This is a genomic window from Enterococcus gilvus ATCC BAA-350, assembly GCF_000407545.1.
Lineage (GTDB): Bacteria > Bacillota > Bacilli > Lactobacillales > Enterococcaceae > Enterococcus_A > Enterococcus_A gilvus.
In genome coordinates, this window is sequence record NZ_ASWH01000002.1 from 852120 (window position 1) to 869574 (window position 17455).

Below are 17455 nucleotides of genomic sequence, written 5' to 3' on the forward strand. Positions count from 1 at the left end.
TTATTTTTGGTACTTGTAGCCTTCTTGGACTGGATAAATATTCCCGAAGCTCATGATTCCTTTTGGATCAAACGCTTCTTTCAATGTTTCCAGCATATAGTAAGCCGATTGATGCTCGTCTTTGGTCCATTCGTTCCGGTATTTACCGATCCCGTGATGGTGACACATCGAACCGCCTAATTTCAATGTTTCTTCAACGATGATCGCTTGGATCGGATGGTGGTAAATTTTCATTTCATCCTCTGGTTCGCAATTGATGTCGTAGTTATACACAAAGTACATATTCGTTCCATTCAAGTAGCTGTGGGAAGAATGGCCGCCCAGCATAGTCAAATCGTCCGCACGAGGAAATTCGTTGCGAATCCGTTCGATCACGTTGTTGTAGATTTTTGTGATGGTTTCCCAATCCGCAGAAACTTCAGTCGTATAGCCATCGTGCTTGTCATTGTCGATCATGCCTTGGATCTCATCGTCGATCGTTTGCTGCGTCCAGTTCAATTGGTTGAACCAGTTTTCGATCAATTGCGAATCCACTTGCTTCACGATGCCGTCTTTGAATTTTTCAACGGCTTCTTCAATGCCTTTGCCTGTTGCTTCCACGATGCCTTCAGGTCCTTCTGCCATGAAGATCAAGACACATTGCCCTTCGTAGAAATGGTAGAAATGTTGACGTGCGTCTTCTGGTGAATACGTCCGAGCAACCGATGGACGGTAGCCATTGACCATCACTTCACGGAGAACTTTTACCCCGTCTTCTACATCCTTCACTAAATAGCCGTAGAATTTATTGTTGTCTGGGTAATATTTAAAGATTTTCACCGTTACTTCAGTGATGTAGCAAAGCGTTCCTTCATTCCCGATAACGATGTGGCGAATGTCTGGTCCGCCGGCACGACGAGAAATATTTTTGATGCGTGAGATATGCCCATTCGGGAAGACACATTCCAACCCAACGACCATGTCTTCGATCCCGCCGTATAAAGTTGAAAATTGTCCGATCGAACGGGTAGCAACCAAGCCGCCGTATTGTGCGATCGGTTTTGATTGCGGCGAATGCCCTGTCGTATAGCCGATTTTTCTTAATTCATCTTCCAACGCCTGCAAAGGCACACCTGCCTGAACCGTCGCCTGCATGTTGTACGCATCGATTTTTAAGATTTTGTTCATATGAGAACCGTCGATCACTAATGCCAAGTCTTTCCAGTTTTCAAGTCCGCCCTCTGTCGCTGTTTGGCCGCTGCGTGGAATCACATTGATATCATTTTCATTACAGTACATCAATAATTCTTTGACTTCTTCTGGATTGTTCGGATAAACGACCGCCGTTGGCAATGGATTGTCCAAAACACCTTTTGCTTTCATGTATTTACGGTAACGGTCAGAGGCCGCATCGTACAATGTTTCATGATCCGTCACTACCTGTTCCTCAGAAACGATGTTTTTTACGTCGTTAATGATTGCTTCTTTCACTAATGTCTCAGAACTCATTCAAATAACCCCATTCATCTTTTTTTCGAAAGCGCTTTTCCTGAGTTCAGTATAAAGTGAAGAATCCGCTTTTTCATTAAAATTTGATTAGATTTTCTATTTATTTTCAATTTTTTTGCATTTATAGGAAAATTTTCCGATTTATATTTGCTTTTTAGAAGAGGACCGTGCTATGCTTGTGTCAAGATACAAAGGAGGCCCCGCGATGAAGATTCAGTTGGATCGAATGAATGAGCTCGAACGCACTATCCATGCTCGTTTGTTAGAAGAAAGCCGAGAAAAGACGAACTTGACCATCACCGAAGCCGCGAAATTCGCCGATGTTTCCCCTTCGAAGATTTCAAAAATGGTAAAGAAGATGGGCTTTTCCGGGTATAAAGAATATTTCCGCTTCTTGACCGGCAAAGAATTGGTCAAACAGAAACGATTGAATAGTGAGTTTGCCCGCATCAAAGAGTTCATGGAAAACTTTGATGAAGCATCCGTCGACTATTTAGCAGAGCTGATTCAGCAATCTGGAAAAATATTGCTCTTCGGCTATGGCCCGACAAATTTTTGCATGGAATACTTTGAATACAAACTAAATTTCACCCTGAATAAAAATGTCATTCGCGTGAGTCAGCCATCCTTGATTCCTGATCTGTTGACAGAGGATTCGTTGCTGTTGGTTTTTTCCGTCGCTGGAAAATTCGCCAACTTCGATCCTTTGTTTGAAGAAGCAAAAAAACACCACGCAAAATCATTGCTGGTGATGGAAGAATTAAATACAGACCTTTCCCTGGATAGCAGTGAGATCATTTTTCTGACAAAATCGCATCAGAACGAGCAGTTGAAGTCGCATGAAAAGACGCGAACGATCTTATTGATGTATATCGAAGAAGTGATTCGCAAGCTGACGCAAGAAGACCCCCGCAATGAATAATTGCGGAGGTCTTTTTTTGTGCTTATTTCATGATCCAATCAAACAGCCAATCCATCATGATCGCGATGAAGGCACACAGGACCGCCCCAACGATGATGATCGGTGCGCCATCTGTGATCGCGATTCCCCGCAAAATGACATCCCCGACACCGCCAGCGCCGACGAAGGAACCGATCGTCGTGATCCCGACAGAAATCACCAGCGCATTACGGATGCCCGCCAAAATTACCGGCATCGCCAACGGGATCTTGATCATGTACAGGATTTGATAGCGATTCATCCCGATTCCTTTGGCGCTATCGATATACATCGGATCGACATTGACCAACCCGACATACGTATTTTTGACGATCGGCAATAACGAATACAGCACCACCGTAGCGACGACCGTATTCTGTCCCAAGCCCATCAATATCAGCAAAACAGTCAGCATCGCGATCGACGGCACCGTCTGGATCACATTGATGATGCCGATCACAACATCTGAGAGCTTCGGACGTTCCGACAGCAAGATCCCTAATGGAAAGCCGATCAGAAAGGTCAGTACGACGCCAATCACCGAAATGTAGACGTGAATCCCAAATTGCGCGATCAAGTAGGAGGAATTCTCACTCAAGTATTGCATCAAATTATCCAGCATCAGCTTCCCTCCTCAAAATAATTGTGCTGTTCCAAAAAGCGCCGCGCGATGATCTTCGGCTCCAGCAGCTCGTTGTCCGATTCATAATTCAGGCGCTGCATCGTTTCCGTGTCGATCGTGTTTTGCAATTTCAATAAAATCGGCTTGAGTTCAGGATATGCCTTCAAGGTCTCGCCAGAAACCACGACACTCGCTGTATAGGGCGGGAAGAATTTCAAATCATCCTCCAGCATCACCAGGTCATAGCTCCCCACACGTCCATCGGTCGAATACCCCAAGATCACGTCCAATTCATTTGACACCAGCGCATCGTAAAGCAGCCCCACCTGCATCGGATAGACCCGTTGAAAGGTCGTATTGTATTCCTCGGTGTACCCTTTATAGCCGTCGCCTTCCCGCTTGTACCAGGTTTGGTCAGAGCCTAGCCGCATTTTCCCGGCGACTTTTTGCAGGTCGCTGACTTTTTTCAGCCCGTATTTTTTTGCGGTTTCCTGCGTCACCATAAAGGTAAACTGATTGGAAAATCCATAGCTTGGGAACCAATCAAAGCCGAAGCGTTTGTCAAACTCCCGCTGCACGATCTTTAATGCTTTGTCCGGCTCTTTTTCTGTCGGCAATCCCAAGGTCCCGATCAGATCCGTCCCCGTATAGCGCGTCGGTGCGATATCGAGATCGCCCCGCAGCATCGCCTCGTGCATCAAATTGGCGGAGCCTAAATTGTTTAGATAGACAATATTTTTATTCGTCGAATGCTGGAGAAGCTCCACGACGATATTGCCTAAGATCTGTGATTCTGAGGTCACCCCTCCAGCCACCGTGATCGTGTCGTCTTTGGTAGAAAAATTGCGCATGATAAAACTTCCAAAAAGAAGGATCATCGCCACTAAAAGTACGTTTCGCTTTTTCATCGGCTCACTCACCCTCGATCCATCGTTAATTTTTGTTCAGAACGCTTCAACAGCGCGTCAGAGACCAACGCCAATAGCGTGATAGGGATCGTCCCCATCATAACTAGGTCCATCCGGTACAAATTCAAGCCGTTGAAAATATAATCCCCCAGACCGCCCGCACCAATATAAGCAGCCAGCGTCGTCCATGAAATGACATAGACCGTCGACACACGAATCCCAGCCATGATCACCCCCATCGCTAACGGCAGCTCGATTTGCAGCAGCCGCTGCATTTGCGACATGCCCATGCCCTTAGCAGCATCCAGATAAGTCGCATCGACAGACTTGATGCCCACATACGTATTTCGCAAGATCGGCAGCAACGAATACAAAAACAGCGCGATGACCGCCGGAATTTTTCCGATCCCAAAAAGCGGGATCATGATGGACAGCAGCGCCAATGACGGGATCGTTTGAAAGACGCCCACGACCTTGATCACGGTTTCTGATCCTCTAGACAGCCGCGTCAATAACGCCCCCAATGGCACCGCCACAAGAATCCCTAAAAAAATCGCGAAAAAGGATAAATAGAAATGTTCCCAAAATTTCAATAAAATCTCATTGCCATATTCAGACCAAAAATTCATACCATCACCTCCTATTGCAACTGTTCTTGTACGAGTGAAACCAAGGACGAACGGGTCACGATCCCAACCAGATGTTCCTCGTCATCTACCACGGGCAGGTATTTGTAGGTGTGATTGATCAATGGCTCGATCACATTTGCGACCCGATCGTTTTGATTCACGCTGGCCGTGTCTTTTCCCATCACTTCAAAAACAGACGTATTTGGCTTCAGCTTCGAGATGTTCCGCTCTACAAAATTGATGTCCACAAATCCTTTTAAGCATCGCTGATCGTCCACGACCAATAACGTATCGACTTTCTTTTCCGACATTTGGCGAATCGCATCCGTGATCGATTTACTGATAGAAATAGCTTCGACCCGGGGCACCATCAAGTCCGCCACAGTCATTTCATTGTTGTAGTAGCTGTTTCGCTTGCGTTTTCCGATCAGCTCCTCTACGAAATCATTGGCAGGATGTTCCAAGATCGTTTCCACCGTGTCGTATTGAACGATCTCGCCGTGGTCCATGATAATGATCTTGTCCGCCAGCTTGATCGCCTCATCCATATCATGGGTGACAAAAACGATCGTCTTTTTCATCTCCTGCTGCAAGCCTTTGATCATCTCCTGCAGCGCGTCTCGGGTGATCGGGTCCAAGGCACCGAACGGCTCGTCCATCAAAATGATGTCCTGACTCGCTGCCAATGCACGAATCACGCCGATCCGCTGCTGCTGCCCGCCAGAAAGATTTTTCGGCTTGCGTTCTAAATAGTCCAACGGCAGATCCACCCGCTGGATCAAGCGTTCCGCGATCCCCGCCTTTTTCTCCTCGCTCCATTTCAACAGCTTGGGAACGATCATGATGTTTTCCTTGATCGTCATATGGGGAAATAATCCGATGTTCTGGATCACATACCCGATTTTTCTGCGTAATTCATCTTCATTTAGCTGCGTAACGTCTTCTCCATTGATCTTGATACTGCCCTTAGACGGCTCGATCATGCGATTGATCATCCGCACCAAGGTGGTTTTTCCGCTTCCGCTCGTACCAATAACACAAATAAACTGATTATCCTCAATCGTTAAATCAAACGGGTGGACGGCGATTGCTTTTTCTCCATATCTTTTTTCAACCTGCTCAAACTCGATCATACATTGTTTCCTCCATCCATTATGTACTAGGCCGCCAGTGAATCTGGGCGGCTAGAGATTATCGAACCAAATACCCGCCATCAATGGGTAAAATATGGCCATTCACAAAATTCGAGGCCGAACTAGCCAAGAAAATCAGCGCCCCCATCAAATCCGCCGGCTCTCCCCAATAATTGGCGGGCACATGCGCCAAAACTTTTTGATTGGTCACAGGGTCGTCGCGATCCCGCTTCGTCATATCCGTAGCCAGATACCCCGGCGCCAGGCCATTTACTTGAATATTATGCCCCGCCAATTCGTCGCAATAGGCTTTGGTCAGCCCGACCAATCCATGCTTCGCCGCCGCATTTGCTGGGGATGACTGTCCGCCTAAGAAGGCAAAGAGCGAACAAATGTTGATGATCTTGCCGCTTTTTTGCGGAATCATTTTTTTGGCTGCCTCATGAGACATCTCAAAAGCCGCCGTCAAATTCAATTGAATCATCGGGTCCCATTTAGCACGGTCGAAGTGACGAACCTCCTCAGAAAGATACATTCCCGCACAATTCACCAGTATGTCTACTGTTCCGAAGACCTCGACACAATGCTCTACCACCTGCTGAGGGACCCCTTCATCTGTCAAATCCACTTCCATGAAAACATAGCAGGAACCCGTCTCTTCAATAATCTTCTGCGTCGTCCCATCGTCATCGATCAAGCTCGGAACAAGGATATTCGCACCACTTTGCGCGAGCGCCAACGAGAAGGCACGCCCGATGCCGGTGTTGCCTCCTGTGACGATGGCTGATTTCCCCCTCAGCGAGAAAAGATCCATGCTGAATTCTGTTATTTCCATTTATGTCCCCCCATCGGTCCGTATGCAGACAAAAAAGCGGACACCAAATAAGCTGGTGTCCGCTTTTCTCTCTCCTCTTAGCATCAACGACCGTTTTCTATTTTTTATATTTCCCAAACATCCATGTTTGTGGTTGAAATGGCTACTGCTCCTGCCTGCAGGGCAGTCATGACGAGCTCCTTGTCGCAAACCAACCCGCTGGCGATGATCGGAACATCCACGACCTCCTGTACCCAGGAAAGTACTTTGGGCATCGCTCCCGGCAGCACCTCCACGACATCGGCCTTTGACGTTCCTAACTGCTTAGGCAGATTGTGAAACGATTTTGAATCGATCAAAAAGAACCGATGGACTGTAAAGAGTCCCCGCGCATTCGCCGCCCGCAGCAAGATCGACTTTGAGCTGATGATGCCATCTGCTTTTGTGGCTCGCTTCAAATAATCAACCGCCGTCTCTTTGGTCGCCAGTCCATCGATCAGATCCACATCGACCATCACGATTTTTCCAGCTTCTTTTAATTGGTCGACAATATCCACGATGCTGCAAACATCGCCATAAAGAACGAAGATAATGTCACTTTCGCAGGTCAACGCTTTCTCAAAACTGCGTTTACTATTGATCGCTGCTATCAATGGATTGTCTTCCATCATTTGTATAATTTTATTTTTCATCTGTCTACTGTCCCTACCAAGTAATTTAATACGCTTTCATTCTACCATACCTCACAAACTCTTTCATGAGAAATTCGCCGTGAGCAGCTACAGCGAGAAGAAAAAACGTCCATTCACTGTTCATCTCTGAAAGTGATTATTTTTATAGTCTACGGGAAAATACGAAGTTCGTCAATCGCTCCCAAGCAACTAAACCCCTTATCTTTTATTGAAATAGCAACGTTTTTTGACTGTTTTCCTTTCGTAACATTCAAAAAAAAGACAATTTAGTTGACTATAGTTTCAAAAAAAACGTTGACATCGCTTTCATATAATTCTATACTTTGGGTGTTACTGGAGACCAGAGAGAAGTAACGCTTTTTTAAGCGTTGCTTCTTTTTTGTTTTTTTGTAGAACAATTCACAAGCAGGAGGGTGTTATATGAACAGAGAAGCAGTTAAAAAATGGGGAACGTTGTTACTACTGTCAGCCGGTGCCGGAATCATTTTCCAGCTCCCGTACATTCGGGAGACGTTTTATGTACCGATTCAAAAAGCGATGGATCTGACCAACGCGCAGATGGGGATGCTCTCATCAGGATATGCGACGATGGCGACTTTTTCGTACTTTGTCGGCGGAGTCGTCGCGGATAAGTTCTCCGCACGGAAGTTGTTGACCGTTTCATTCTTAGTGACAGGCGTTTTGGGTTGGTGGTTCTCCACATTCCCAGGCTTTCAGATCAGCCGGCTTATCTTCGTTTTGATGGGGATCTCGACGATCATCACGTATTGGTCTGCGGCCATCAAAGCCACACGGATGTTGGGCGACAGTTCGGAGCAAGGACGTTTGTTTGGTTGGCAAGAAGGTTTACGCGGGTTGCTGAATTGGTTGTTGGTTGTTGGAATGAATGCGGTATTCGTCCGCTTCTCAAATGAAGTTTTAGGAACCGCTTGGGCTATTCGTGTTTGTGCGATCACTGTTTTCGTCATTGGTATTTTAAATTGGTTTGTTATTGAAGACACGGAAGCAGAAACACATTCAGAGCCTCTTTCTAAAGTAGTTATCGGTATGTTCAAAACGCTGAAGATCCCTCGTACATGGGTCTTAGTAGCGATCGTCTTCTTTGCCTACAGTATGTATGGCATTTTAGGCTACATCAATACATTTGCCATCAATGTTTATGGCTTGTCTGTCTCAGGCGGTGCACAGCTCGGCGCGATCCGTTATTTAGTTCAAGCTGCCGGCGGGGTCATCGGCGGAATCATCGCGGATAAATTAGGGTCTCGTCTGCGGGTAATCATCGGCGGTGCAGCCTTGCTGACACTCAGCTTCGCTGGTTTCTTAGTATTGCCAGCCAACGCAGGGATGCTGGTTGCCGTCATCGTGAACTTTATCTTCGGCTTGTTCTTCATCTATGTAGTTCGCAGTCAGTACTTCGCGATCATTGATGATGCGGGCTTCCCAGTGGAAATGACCGGACGTGTTTCTGGAATCGTTTCGTGTCTTGGCTATTTGCCGGATGTCTTCATGTACACCATGATCGGCGGCTGGCTGGATAATAATCCAGGAAAAACCGGCTTCAACATGATGTTCATGTATGCGATCGCGATGGGGATCGGTTGTATCATCTTCTCATTAGTATTGGCTGTCATCATCAAGAAAGCCAAAGCTTCTGGTACAGTCTCAGCGAACATCGACTAACGATCGTTCCTCTAGCCACATACAAAAGGGTCAACTCCTGCAAGAGTTGACCCTTTTTGTTATTTTTCCGGCACATCCAAAAATTCACCGTGCATATTTTCATAATGCTTGACGCTCAAGGTCTCAAAGACCGCGATGACTGGATGCTCATAATCCAGCTCTTTTTGAAATTCATTGAGCTGCGCAGCCAATTTTTTGTACTCGACCAATTCTTCCACAAACAAGTACCCCTTTAACGCGATACTTTCATGCTTTTCTTTGTTGAAGCAAAACAAGCTGCCGATGCGATTTTGCCGAATATTCTCTGCGGTTCGCCCGTCGCCATTGATATAAAATTTGAAATAGTAAAACCCATTTCGTTCCAACGGCGGTGAAATAGCGATCGCATGGGGAAATCCGCGATTGTCCATTGTGATCATTGTGAATGTGTCTGCACTTGCCAACAACTTCTCCATATTCTTATCCATTTTTGTCCCCCCTCGCTTGTACTATTCGTGTGTTTCTGGTACATAAAGCGGCACAAAATCTGCCAAAAATTCCACGGTTAACGGCAATGCTGGTCCTTTGTCCCCGTCGATGCGGGAATAGATTTTTTTATCCGTCAAAGGCGTGATCTCTAACTTGTTCGTCTCCAGATACGTCATGGCATCTGAATCCTTTAAACGTCCCGTAAATACAAAACGCAAGAGCTGAAGCAATTTTCTGAGACGCATATTGTGCAAGATGCTGACATGAAGCTCATCATAATCGGTATCGACATACGGTCTGCCGCCGATCGAATGGGTGGTCGTTGCTAAAGAAAACCACACCTTCAATTTCTCGTGGTAATTATCTGCGGTGATCTCGACAGGATAAGAAGTATCCTTCCCGACTTGCTTCAACGCTTTTAACGGATACACGATCAACCCGAATTTCCGCTTTTCACTTTGCCGCACTTCGTTGGAGATATCCGCAAAGGACCCAAAGGTAAAGGAGCTGATAATGGCTTTCTGCCGATCGTCGCAGGCAGCGATCCCGACCTTCCGTTGATGACCCGCGAGGATCACGTCCATCGCATCTTCCTCGTCCATTGGAAGATGCCAGCGTTTCGCGAAGTTATTAATCGTTCCTCCAGGGATGATGCCTAACGGAATGGCTTTTCCAGCCTGAACAAACGCTGTCCCCACGATGTTCAAAGAACCGTCCCCGCCGATCGCGACAAGACCATCGTAATCGTCGATCGCCTCTTTCACTTTCTTGATTGCTTTCTCCGCATCAGGTGCCGTTAAAAAGTCTGCCGAGTGCCCCGCTTTTTCAAACTTCTCCCGCATTTTTTTTGCTGATTCCTCCGCATCTCCGTCTCCTGCATTCGGATTAAAAAAAATTCCATAGCGCATGTTCTTTCACCCTCATTCATTTGCTGTTTTCACGTTTCTTTTCGCGCTAAATAACTAAAACTACTCCCTTTTACCTTATCATTTTTAAGGCAAAAAAACTGTTTTAACGACCTAAATCATAGGAATTTGAGCATTTTCACTTTTTTTCTATTAAAAAACTGCTATGATAAAGCAAAGAGAGGGTGAAGAAATTGTTTGAACCGAAAAAAACACGAAGAAGCGACGTCCCCTTCACTGCGATCCCTGAGCATATGCAGCAGGAAATTTGGCACATGATCTTCATGCGGCCGCTAAAGGGATTGCCGCTGACTTCGCCGCAACGTTTTCACTTTTTTAAAAACAAAATGGCCCGTACACTCAGTGTCGTCTATTCCCAAAGTGAGCCTTATTTCTCAGATGGCATCACCGCCCCGTATGTCGAAGCCTACGACGACATCGAATTTCCAAAAGTAATGTATGTCTATGATACTGGCGAAGAGCTGCTCATGACGCTAGACGAAAAAAACGTTTGACCACTACGGCCAAACGTTTTTGTTATTTTACGACCATCACATTGCAGGGTGCTTGATTGACGACGTACGCGGTGGTTGAACCTACAAAAATCAGCGATAACGCGCCTAATCCAGTCGCCCCCATCACGATCAAATCTGTTTCCAGCTTTTCAGCCAGCTCCACGATTTCCCGTTTCGGATTGCCAGCAATGATTTGCGAAGTCAAATGAACCTCTTGCTCCTCCGCCACGCGATGATGCTCCAGATCCGTGATGATTTTCTGCGCCTTCTCATGGACTTCCTGCATCAAAGGAATCGAGTTTCCCCCAGTCGTTCCACTGAAACTAGCCGTGTCGATCACGGTCGCCAAGGTCAATTTCCCCTTGTTCCTTTTTGCGATATTGATCGCCTCATCAAAGGCCTTTTTAGACTGCTCCGAGCCATCCACAGCAACTAAAATATTCTTATATTCATCCACCATTTTTGCCACCTCTTTCCCCCTTAGTTTATCATTCTGGTCCCTATTCTAAAAAGAAAACTACTTCTTTCTCTTTGTTTTTTTATTTTTTGAGGACACTCCAAATAAGCCCCGAGATCAAGCGTTAAAAAAGTCGGGGAGATTCTCACTTCCCCTCTTTAAGTCCCGTTCCTAGCAATCAGTATCTTTGTACAACCAATTCTATTCGCTTTCAGTAGTATGGCGTTCGCGGTTTTTCAGCTTTTGGATGTCTTCTACAGGCATTCCTGTCGCTTCTGAAATCTGAATGAGTGAAAGGTCTGTTTTTAATAAGTTGAGGACGATCTGTCGGATCTTCTGTTTATTTTTTGCGTGCTCTTCTTCTCTTGCCTCCATCAACTGTGTTGATCGCACGGCGTCATCGATAGCTTTGGCTTTAGCATTTTTCATAAGCAGAAGTTCCTTTCGTTGGCTACACAGTTACTTTTGATCCTCTTTCAGCTTTTTGATGTCTTCCACGGGCATTCCTGTTGCTTCTGAAATCTGAATGAGTGAAAGGTCTGTTTTTAATAAGTTGAGGACGATCTCTCGGATCTTCTGTTTATTTTTTGCGCGCTCTTCTTCTCGTGCCTCCATCAATTGTGTTGATCTTACGGCGTCATCAATGGCTTTGGCTTTAGCATTTTTCATAAGCAGAAGTTCCTTTCGTTGGCGATGCGACACGGTTATTTTTGATCCTCTTTCAGCTTTTGGATGTCTTCCACAGGCATTCCTGTTGCTTCTGAAATCTGAATGAGTGAAAGGTCCGTTTTTAATAAGTTGAGTGCAATCTCTCGGTCCCTTTTCGCAAGCGCCTCCATCAACTGTGTTGATCGTACGGCGTCATCGATGGCTTTGGCTTTAGCATTTTTCATAAGCAGAAGTTCCTTTCGTTGGCGATGCGGACAAGGTTACTTTTGATCCTCTTTCAGTTTTTTTATGTCTTCCACAGGCATTCCTGTTGCTTCTGAAATCTGAATGATTGAAAGGTCCGTTTTTAATAAGTTGAGGGCGATCTCTCGGTCCCTTTTCGCAAGCGCCTCCATCAACTGTGTTGATCGCACGGCGTCATCGATGGCTTTGGCTTTATTGATTCTCATGATCATGGTTCTTTCCTCCTTGTTCAGTTGGTAATAACTGATCTTCTTCTTTGCTGTTTTAATGTAGGATGGGGCGTCTTGTAGGACTTCTCCAGTTTTTAAGAAATATTGCCAGTGTTGAGAGGCGCTGTTTGGCGCGACGTGTTTATTTTTTAAACTTAGGAAACAAAGGACAAATAGTTCTCTTTTTTTGGTGCCTAAAAATGGCTGATGGGTTTTCTCGTTCAGCAGACGGTAGATTTGCAGGGCGTCTTGTTCTTTATCGAATAAATGAAAATCAATGATATTGATTCCGTAGGCGGGTCGCAATGTTGAAAAGTTGTTCTTTTTTATGAATGTCTCGGCATCGCTGTTGCCATAAGCAGCGCGGAAGGCTTCGACGAGATAGAACAAGGTCCGTTCTTGGAAGTATTGATGCGGTTGAATTTGGCATTCGATCGTCGCGTGGCTGCCGTCTTCCGTGATAGCCAAGATATCGACCTCGGTCAATCCGATTTCTACATTTTCAAAGGCTTTTTTATAACTATCGATGTGGTATGTTTCCTTGGGGGTCAGGGACTTGAATTCCAAGCCGAGCAGATCTTTGACAAAATTTTTTAGGATTGACGCGGAATCTTCAGAGGTGAGCATTTTTTTAAAGAGTAAATCATTTGTTGGCAGATAGTTTTTCATCGTTTCACGACCTTCCAGACAGCACACGTGCAAGCAAGGAAGGCTTTTCTCGCCCCCATTATAGCATGTGCTCTCGATTTTCTTCTACAACAACCTACGCAAAAAAACACAGGAATCTTTCGCAAGGGACGCCTGTGAGTACATGATTCTTTAAAACTGCTTTAAGGCAGGTTGTATAAATTGTCCTTTTCTGATCAAGGTGCTACACTTTCTTCACAGAACGAATAAGGAGAATCAGAGATGAATAAAACACAACGAAGAAAAGCCCATCTCATCATTCATAGTGCCTCCACAGCCGCTGCCGGTGTCGGTGCGGGGATGGCGCAATTGCCTTTCCCTGATGCCACGGTTTTATTGCCGATCCAGACAGCGATGGTGATCGCCTTAGGAAAAGTGTTCCACGTCAAGCTGGAGCAAGGCGCAGCAAAGGCGCTGGCGACACAGTTTTTAGCGCAAAAGGCTGGGCAGATGACGGCTCGCTTCTTAGCAGGCAAGCTTCCTGTTGCCGGCAACATCGTTAATGGCTCCACCGCTGCGGCGATTACTGAAAGCTATGGGTGGATGATTGCCAAAGAATTTTCCGAAGAGTCCTTGAAAAAGGTCAAAGTATAATAATTTTTTAATTAAGCGTGCGTGTTCTTTGAATCTATCGAACATTTCGCTATACTGATAAGCGTGGATGAACTTGGTGTTTTACTCGTTCAATGATGTAGTCCGCATTTAAGACAGAGGTGTTGGTTCGATTCCAACCGTCCACGCTTTTCAAACGCACGCCTGCAGAAATTGCTGGTGTGCGTTTTTCTCTCTTTAATAGAAAGATTTTCATGTCAATCAATCGACGTTCCACAACGAATAAAAAAGGAATTTAGCTATGAAAAAATTGTCCCACTGGCTCTATCGACAGCCCAAACACATCATATACCGAATCGCCCTGCTCTTTTGCCTGCTTTTTTGGGCGATCGTCTTTGTTTTAGTAAAACAGGTATTTTTTTAAGAAACTTTCCATTACTACATGGAGGTTTCTTTTTTTTGCGTAGTTTTATAAAAAAGGCTCTCTTTTTTCTTTACTTATCGAACAAATGTTCGTATACTATGTATGAGGTGATGACCATGTCTATGATTAGTCCAGATTCTGTTGAACTTTTTTACCGCACGTATGATTCCTTAGTGAAGGACTCTTTGCCGCTGGCCTTATGTTTGAATCAGATCACAGCGAAGATGGATGCGGAAGATCGCGATTATTTTGTTATTCCTGCTGTTAAGACTGGGCGGAAGAAGGATATTTATTTCCAATTTGAACGTAAAAATAATGAGCTTGTTTTTAAAGGCATCCATACGAGGAGGACGGCTGATGGAATCGCTTAAGGGAACAGTAGAGAAGTTGAAGATCATCCAATTTTCGCAACAGCCGCTGGTTTATTTTCAGCTTGCTGGTACCAACTGTTTGATTGCGACCCACTCGTTGAATTTTCTCGCAGATGTGGAAAATGGGCTGACGATCGTTGTATCGGGGAGAAGAAATGCCCGGGACCAACTGATCATCGCAAAATATGCAGTGATAGGAAAAACCAAACTTATGACGGATATTCAAGCCTATCAAACTGCAAGCTAAAAGCCAGCACAAAAATGTGCTGGCTTCTTCTATGTTAGCGAACGACCATGACGTTGCACGGGGCATTGTTCACGACGAATGCAGTGGTTGAACCGAGTAACAGACGTGAAAAGGTTCCGGTACCCGTCGCGCCCATCAAAATCAAATCGATCTTTTCCTCTTCTGCGTAGGCAACGATTTTTGCTTTTGGATTGCCATCATCGACGATCGTCGTGTGTGCAATATCTTCTGGGATCAATTCTTCCAAGGACTCTACGACTGCTCCGGCTGCTTTATGCGCTTGCTTGACGACTTGGTCCACCGCATAGGGCTCGGCACCTAAATGGTTGGTATCAGAGACAATCAAAATATACAAGTGGGCATCATTCCTGCGAGTGACTTCGATGGCTTCTTGAAACGCGCGTCGTGCTTGTTCAGATGAATCGACTGCGACAAGAATTCTTTTGTATGATTCTTTCATGGTAAGTCCCCCTTTCTTCTATTGTATCGAATGGAGGGTCCTTTTGTACAGCGTTTATGAAGCGCTTTTTTTTAGAACGACTCATTTTTAGAGAAAAGAAAAAAGCACCTTGAACGTCAAGGTGCTTAAAGGGGATGCTAGTCAAATACTACTAGCTAAGAAAGATTGAGAGAGGTCTTCCTCATATTCACATTTTAACAGATTTCTTTCTTCTTTTGGCGATTTTATGAATTGTTTTTTTAACATTTTCAAATTTATTCTGAATGTTACTAAATATTTTTATTTCGAAAAAGTATTCATTCTATTTAAATACTGTCAAAAAAAATTATTAAAGCTATTATTTTATCGATATTCTACCATTTTTAAAGGGGTACGTCCCTCTGGTGTCTTTGCTTTCTTAAGAGACACTTTTTACACTTTGATACTTTTTTCACAAACACAGGTAAAAAAATTAGCCTTTTACATATTCTAATTCAACATTTTTTGTATCGTTTTTCTTAGCTACTTGGTACGCGGTCGCTAATGTTTCCAGTGTTCTAGGATCGAGCGCCAATTTTACGAATGTCGGCAGATCCAATCTGTTTACATCCACTTCTTTCTGGCTCACTATCGGCTGCATCATTTTGGCGAAGCCGCCTGTGATTGAAATCGATTGTTTCTCACAACGAATAGCATCTCTTAATTCCATAGGATTCGCAACTACTTTTGTCATTCCCATCACCTCTTCTTTTTTTTGATAATAGCATATCCGATTCTTAAAATCAATCATTTTGTGAAATAAAACACAAAATTATCGACGGTATTTTTCTGGTATACTTCTTTAAAAGGAGTTGCTGATATGAACAAGGATCTTCAACGAAAAGGTCGAGGATGGGTAGAAGAAGCCGATTTATCCCGGTATCGAGGGTTGTCGCGTAGTGACCTGATTGCGTTGCTTGCCTCAACAGATGCTTGCGAACGTACGGTTGCCGCACGATTATTGCCTTTAGATTGTGACACGACACACATTTTATTAAGAGCGCTGATTCATGAGCCTGCTTTGTATACCCGATTAGCGATCACCGCAAAGCTGGAGAGCGGCGGTGAAGCGACTGCACGGGAGATGATTCCGTTGCTGAATAACATCGGTCACAATCAGCATCGAACGCCGATCGCCCCGTCAAAGAAGAAATCCTATCCTTTGCCACGGGATTTGATCGCTCGTTCGTTGGGTCGGATGTCGCCTGATATTTTCCCGATGCTGCTTGATTCTGCTGAGCAACTGTCGCCGTTTCCCTTGAGAGAGCTGATCGATGCTCTTGGGTTCATGGCCTTTTATCATCCCTCGGTAGCAACTGAAGCCCATTATCAGCGGCTTTTATCGTTAAAACATACCCATCGAAAAGATGCGTTGATTCCATGGAAAATGCTTATTTGTTTTTCCGCTTTTCCCCAAAGTAAGGCTGTGTTGCTGCAAGAAACGGTATTCTTGGCAGAAGCACAGCGCTCATTACGCCTGTTGGACGCAAAAAAGGATTGAGCCGAAGCACAATCCTTTTTTTCTATGCGTAATACTGAATGATTTGATACAATGCCTCCGCGGCGCCGACACCGCTTTTGTCATCGTAATAACGGGTAAACCGTTCATCTGCAAGATACATTTCGGCTACTCCCTTGTGCGCTTCGCCAGAATACTTCTTCCAGCTAAATTGCAGCCAAGATTTGTGCAGCTCAAACACTTCTTTCGCCAGCTGACTTGGCAGTGTCTGTTCCTCTAAAAAAGCAGACAATTTCTGCGTCAGCTCTCCTTCAATCGCGGTCAACTCGTCGTACTCTTTCTCGCTCATGTTCTGCCATTTTTGGTTGGCATGGGCTACGGCGTCTTCTCCGTATTTTTCGCGGACCTCTGTGCCGTAATTCTCTTCATTTTCCAGCAGTCGTTGCTGCTTGAAGGCGTCAAATTTTTCTTTATTTGTCATTCGAATCTCTCCCTTGTAATACCCCAAGGTGTCCTCAAGGACCTGCAGCAGGCGATCCAATTCTCCGCGTTTGCGGATCAGTTCGTCTCTTTGCTGAATCAAGGTATCTTGGATTTTTTCGTCAGGCCGGTCGATCAATTCTTTGATTGTTTTTAAAGGAATCCCCATGGATCGGTACAACAAAATCTGCTGCAGCCGATCAATTTCTTTGTCCGTATACATCCGATACCCAGCCTCGGTTAGAAAGGCGGGCCTCAATAATCCGCGTTCGTCGTAGAATCTCAAGGTCCGTGCACTGACGCCTGAAAGTTCTGCGATTTGTTTGATGGTGTAACTCATTTGATCCCTTCTCCCCTTCGTGAATGTGATGACTTCTTCCTGACA

25 protein-coding genes are annotated in these 17455 nt (G+C 45.0%); 7 read left to right on the forward strand and 18 right to left on the reverse strand.

Going from position 1 to position 17455, the window contains the following annotated elements; all coding sequences use genetic code 11:
* Window positions 1-1488 (reverse strand): FAD-binding oxidoreductase, encoded by a 1488-nt coding sequence (locus I592_RS19140; protein WP_010778917.1) that lies wholly within the window; start codon window positions 1486-1488, stop codon window positions 1-3.
* Window positions 1489-1693: 205 nt separating this feature from the next.
* Here I592_RS19140 and I592_RS19145 point away from each other — a divergent pair, with 205 nt between their 5' ends.
* Entirely contained in the window at window positions 1694-2410 is a 717-nt protein-coding gene (locus I592_RS19145; protein WP_010778916.1) for a MurR/RpiR family transcriptional regulator, read from the forward strand.
* Window positions 2411-2432: 22 nt separating this feature from the next.
* Here the strand turns inward: I592_RS19145 and I592_RS19150 are convergent, their stop codons facing one another.
* The 6 genes from I592_RS19150 to I592_RS19175 form a co-directional block, all read right to left on the reverse strand.
* On the reverse strand, window positions 2433-3050 hold the full coding sequence (locus I592_RS19150) for an ABC transporter permease (protein ID WP_010778915.1): 618 nt from the start codon (window positions 3048-3050) through the stop codon (window positions 2433-2435).
* Window positions 3050-3958 carry an osmoprotectant ABC transporter substrate-binding protein gene (locus tag I592_RS19155; RefSeq protein ID WP_010778914.1) on the reverse strand — a complete coding sequence of 303 codons (909 nt, stop codon included), beginning with the start codon at window positions 3956-3958 and terminating at the stop codon, window positions 3050-3052. The genes I592_RS19150 and I592_RS19155 overlap by 1 nt, the downstream gene beginning before the upstream one ends.
* 8 nt (window positions 3959-3966) lie before the next feature.
* On the reverse strand, window positions 3967-4587 hold the full coding sequence (locus tag I592_RS19160; protein ID WP_010778913.1) for an ABC transporter permease: 621 nt from the start codon (window positions 4585-4587) through the stop codon (window positions 3967-3969).
* A gap of 11 nt (window positions 4588-4598) precedes the next feature.
* Entirely contained in the window at window positions 4599-5720 is a 1122-nt protein-coding gene (locus tag I592_RS19165; protein WP_010778912.1) for an ABC transporter ATP-binding protein, read from the reverse strand.
* A gap of 58 nt (window positions 5721-5778) precedes the next feature.
* A complete protein-coding gene (locus I592_RS19170) occupies window positions 5779-6555 on the reverse strand; it encodes an SDR family NAD(P)-dependent oxidoreductase (RefSeq protein WP_010778911.1) in 777 nt (258 codons plus the stop codon).
* 104 nt (window positions 6556-6659) lie between these two features.
* Complete coding sequence (locus tag I592_RS19175) at window positions 6660-7226, reverse strand: glycerol-3-phosphate responsive antiterminator (RefSeq protein WP_010778910.1); 567 nt, start codon at window positions 7224-7226, stop codon at window positions 6660-6662.
* A 420-nt stretch (window positions 7227-7646) separates the two neighbouring features.
* Between I592_RS19175 and I592_RS19180 the strand changes: the two genes are divergently transcribed.
* The gene (locus I592_RS19180; RefSeq protein WP_010778909.1) at window positions 7647-8906 is read left to right on the forward strand and encodes an MFS transporter; all 1260 of its coding nucleotides are present in this window, start codon (window positions 7647-7649) and stop codon (window positions 8904-8906) included.
* Window positions 8907-8965: 59 nt separating this feature from the next.
* On the opposite strand, the gene I592_RS19185 is transcribed toward I592_RS19180, so the two are convergent.
* On the reverse strand, window positions 8966-9373 hold the full coding sequence (locus I592_RS19185; protein WP_010778908.1) for a pyridoxamine 5'-phosphate oxidase family protein: 408 nt from the start codon (window positions 9371-9373) through the stop codon (window positions 8966-8968).
* Window positions 9374-9394: 21 nt separating this feature from the next.
* On the reverse strand, window positions 9395-10282 hold the full coding sequence (locus tag I592_RS19190) for a diacylglycerol/lipid kinase family protein (protein ID WP_010778907.1): 888 nt from the start codon (window positions 10280-10282) through the stop codon (window positions 9395-9397).
* A 191-nt stretch (window positions 10283-10473) separates the two neighbouring features.
* Between I592_RS19190 and I592_RS19195 the strand changes: the two genes are divergently transcribed.
* Window positions 10474-10794, forward strand: a complete 321-nt coding sequence (locus tag I592_RS19195; RefSeq protein WP_010778906.1) for a DUF960 family protein — start codon at window positions 10474-10476, stop codon at window positions 10792-10794.
* Between the two features lie 22 nt (window positions 10795-10816).
* Here I592_RS19195 and I592_RS19200 read toward each other — a convergent pair whose 3' ends face one another.
* The 5 genes from I592_RS19200 to I592_RS19220 form a co-directional block, all read right to left on the reverse strand.
* The gene (locus I592_RS19200; protein ID WP_010778905.1) at window positions 10817-11254 is read right to left on the reverse strand and encodes a universal stress protein; all 438 of its coding nucleotides are present in this window, start codon (window positions 11252-11254) and stop codon (window positions 10817-10819) included.
* A 198-nt stretch (window positions 11255-11452) separates the two neighbouring features.
* Window positions 11453-11680, reverse strand: coding sequence for a hypothetical protein (locus I592_RS19205; RefSeq protein WP_010778904.1), 228 nt, complete (start codon window positions 11678-11680; stop codon window positions 11453-11455).
* A 30-nt stretch (window positions 11681-11710) separates the two neighbouring features.
* On the reverse strand, window positions 11711-11920 hold the full coding sequence (locus tag I592_RS19210; RefSeq protein ID WP_010778903.1) for a hypothetical protein: 210 nt from the start codon (window positions 11918-11920) through the stop codon (window positions 11711-11713).
* Window positions 11921-11955: 35 nt separating this feature from the next.
* On the reverse strand, window positions 11956-12144 hold the full coding sequence (locus I592_RS19215) for a hypothetical protein (RefSeq protein WP_010778902.1): 189 nt from the start codon (window positions 12142-12144) through the stop codon (window positions 11956-11958).
* Window positions 12145-12180: 36 nt separating this feature from the next.
* Window positions 12181-13041, reverse strand: coding sequence for an Rpn family recombination-promoting nuclease/putative transposase (locus I592_RS19220; protein WP_010778901.1), 861 nt, complete (start codon window positions 13039-13041; stop codon window positions 12181-12183).
* Window positions 13042-13281: 240 nt separating this feature from the next.
* Between I592_RS19220 and I592_RS19225 the strand changes: the two genes are divergently transcribed.
* Complete coding sequence (locus I592_RS19225; RefSeq protein ID WP_010778900.1) at window positions 13282-13653, forward strand: hypothetical protein; 372 nt, start codon at window positions 13282-13284, stop codon at window positions 13651-13653.
* 49 nt (window positions 13654-13702) lie between these two features.
* Here the strand turns inward: I592_RS19225 and I592_RS21495 are convergent, their stop codons facing one another.
* Window positions 13703-13888, reverse strand: a complete 186-nt coding sequence (locus tag I592_RS21495) for a hypothetical protein (protein ID WP_167540794.1) — start codon at window positions 13886-13888, stop codon at window positions 13703-13705.
* A 263-nt stretch (window positions 13889-14151) separates the two neighbouring features.
* Here I592_RS21495 and I592_RS19230 point away from each other — a divergent pair, with 263 nt between their 5' ends.
* Window positions 14152-14406 carry a DUF5960 family protein gene (locus tag I592_RS19230; protein ID WP_044926760.1) on the forward strand — a complete coding sequence of 85 codons (255 nt, stop codon included), beginning with the start codon at window positions 14152-14154 and terminating at the stop codon, window positions 14404-14406.
* Window positions 14393-14653: a hypothetical protein gene (locus I592_RS19235; protein WP_010778898.1), complete on the forward strand. Its 261-nt coding sequence runs from the start codon at window positions 14393-14395 to the stop codon at window positions 14651-14653. The genes I592_RS19230 and I592_RS19235 overlap by 14 nt, the downstream gene beginning before the upstream one ends.
* Window positions 14654-14687: 34 nt before the next feature.
* Here the strand turns inward: I592_RS19235 and I592_RS19240 are convergent, their stop codons facing one another.
* Both I592_RS19240 and I592_RS19245 read right to left on the reverse strand, forming a co-directional pair.
* Entirely contained in the window at window positions 14688-15113 is a 426-nt protein-coding gene (locus I592_RS19240) for a universal stress protein (RefSeq protein ID WP_010778897.1), read from the reverse strand.
* A 451-nt stretch (window positions 15114-15564) separates the two neighbouring features.
* Window positions 15565-15825 carry a hypothetical protein gene (locus I592_RS19245; RefSeq protein WP_010778896.1) on the reverse strand — a complete coding sequence of 87 codons (261 nt, stop codon included), beginning with the start codon at window positions 15823-15825 and terminating at the stop codon, window positions 15565-15567.
* A 126-nt stretch (window positions 15826-15951) separates the two neighbouring features.
* Between I592_RS19245 and I592_RS19250 the strand changes: the two genes are divergently transcribed.
* The gene (locus I592_RS19250) at window positions 15952-16632 is read left to right on the forward strand and encodes a hypothetical protein (protein ID WP_010778895.1); all 681 of its coding nucleotides are present in this window, start codon (window positions 15952-15954) and stop codon (window positions 16630-16632) included.
* A gap of 22 nt (window positions 16633-16654) precedes the next feature.
* On the opposite strand, the gene I592_RS19255 is transcribed toward I592_RS19250, so the two are convergent.
* Window positions 16655-17410 carry a MerR family transcriptional regulator gene (locus tag I592_RS19255; protein WP_010778894.1) on the reverse strand — a complete coding sequence of 252 codons (756 nt, stop codon included), beginning with the start codon at window positions 17408-17410 and terminating at the stop codon, window positions 16655-16657.
* Window positions 17411-17455: the final 45 nt, after the last annotated feature.

Excerpts from the sequence above, each read along its gene's own strand:
- I592_RS19140 (WP_010778917.1), bottom strand. The coding sequence starts at position 1,488 with ATGAGTTCTGAGACATTAGTGAAAGAAGCAATCATTAACGACGTAAAA.
- I592_RS19145 (WP_010778916.1), top strand. The coding sequence starts at position 1,694 with ATGAAGATTCAGTTGGATCGAATGAATGAGCTCGAACGCACTATCCAT.
- I592_RS19150 (WP_010778915.1), bottom strand. The coding sequence starts at position 3,050 with ATGCTGGATAATTTGATGCAATACTTGAGTGAGAATTCCTCCTACTTG.
- I592_RS19155 (WP_010778914.1), bottom strand. The coding sequence starts at position 3,958 with ATGAAAAAGCGAAACGTACTTTTAGTGGCGATGATCCTTCTTTTTGGA.
- I592_RS19160 (WP_010778913.1), bottom strand. The coding sequence starts at position 4,587 with ATGAATTTTTGGTCTGAATATGGCAATGAGATTTTATTGAAATTTTGG.
- I592_RS19165 (WP_010778912.1), bottom strand. The coding sequence starts at position 5,720 with ATGATCGAGTTTGAGCAGGTTGAAAAAAGATATGGAGAAAAAGCAATC.
- I592_RS19170 (WP_010778911.1), bottom strand. The coding sequence starts at position 6,555 with ATGGAAATAACAGAATTCAGCATGGATCTTTTCTCGCTGAGGGGGAAA.
- I592_RS19175 (WP_010778910.1), bottom strand. The coding sequence starts at position 7,226 with ATGAAAAATAAAATTATACAAATGATGGAAGACAATCCATTGATAGCA.
- I592_RS19180 (WP_010778909.1), top strand. The coding sequence starts at position 7,647 with ATGAACAGAGAAGCAGTTAAAAAATGGGGAACGTTGTTACTACTGTCA.
- I592_RS19185 (WP_010778908.1), bottom strand. The coding sequence starts at position 9,373 with ATGGATAAGAATATGGAGAAGTTGTTGGCAAGTGCAGACACATTCACA.
- I592_RS19190 (WP_010778907.1), bottom strand. The coding sequence starts at position 10,282 with ATGCGCTATGGAATTTTTTTTAATCCGAATGCAGGAGACGGAGATGCG.
- I592_RS19200 (WP_010778905.1), bottom strand. The coding sequence starts at position 11,254 with ATGGTGGATGAATATAAGAATATTTTAGTTGCTGTGGATGGCTCGGAG.
- I592_RS19205 (WP_010778904.1), bottom strand. The coding sequence starts at position 11,680 with ATGAAAAATGCTAAAGCCAAAGCTATCGATGACGCCGTGCGATCAACA.
- I592_RS19210 (WP_010778903.1), bottom strand. The coding sequence starts at position 11,920 with ATGAAAAATGCTAAAGCCAAAGCCATTGATGACGCCGTAAGATCAACA.
- I592_RS19215 (WP_010778902.1), bottom strand. The coding sequence starts at position 12,144 with ATGAAAAATGCTAAAGCCAAAGCCATCGATGACGCCGTACGATCAACA.
- I592_RS19220 (WP_010778901.1), bottom strand. The coding sequence starts at position 13,041 with ATGAAAAACTATCTGCCAACAAATGATTTACTCTTTAAAAAAATGCTC.
- I592_RS19225 (WP_010778900.1), top strand. The coding sequence starts at position 13,282 with ATGAATAAAACACAACGAAGAAAAGCCCATCTCATCATTCATAGTGCC.
- I592_RS19230 (WP_044926760.1), top strand. The coding sequence starts at position 14,152 with ATGTCTATGATTAGTCCAGATTCTGTTGAACTTTTTTACCGCACGTAT.
- I592_RS19235 (WP_010778898.1), top strand. The coding sequence starts at position 14,393 with ATGGAATCGCTTAAGGGAACAGTAGAGAAGTTGAAGATCATCCAATTT.
- I592_RS19240 (WP_010778897.1), bottom strand. The coding sequence starts at position 15,113 with ATGAAAGAATCATACAAAAGAATTCTTGTCGCAGTCGATTCATCTGAA.
- I592_RS19245 (WP_010778896.1), bottom strand. The coding sequence starts at position 15,825 with ATGACAAAAGTAGTTGCGAATCCTATGGAATTAAGAGATGCTATTCGT.
- I592_RS19250 (WP_010778895.1), top strand. The coding sequence starts at position 15,952 with ATGAACAAGGATCTTCAACGAAAAGGTCGAGGATGGGTAGAAGAAGCC.
- I592_RS19255 (WP_010778894.1), bottom strand. The coding sequence starts at position 17,410 with ATGAGTTACACCATCAAACAAATCGCAGAACTTTCAGGCGTCAGTGCA.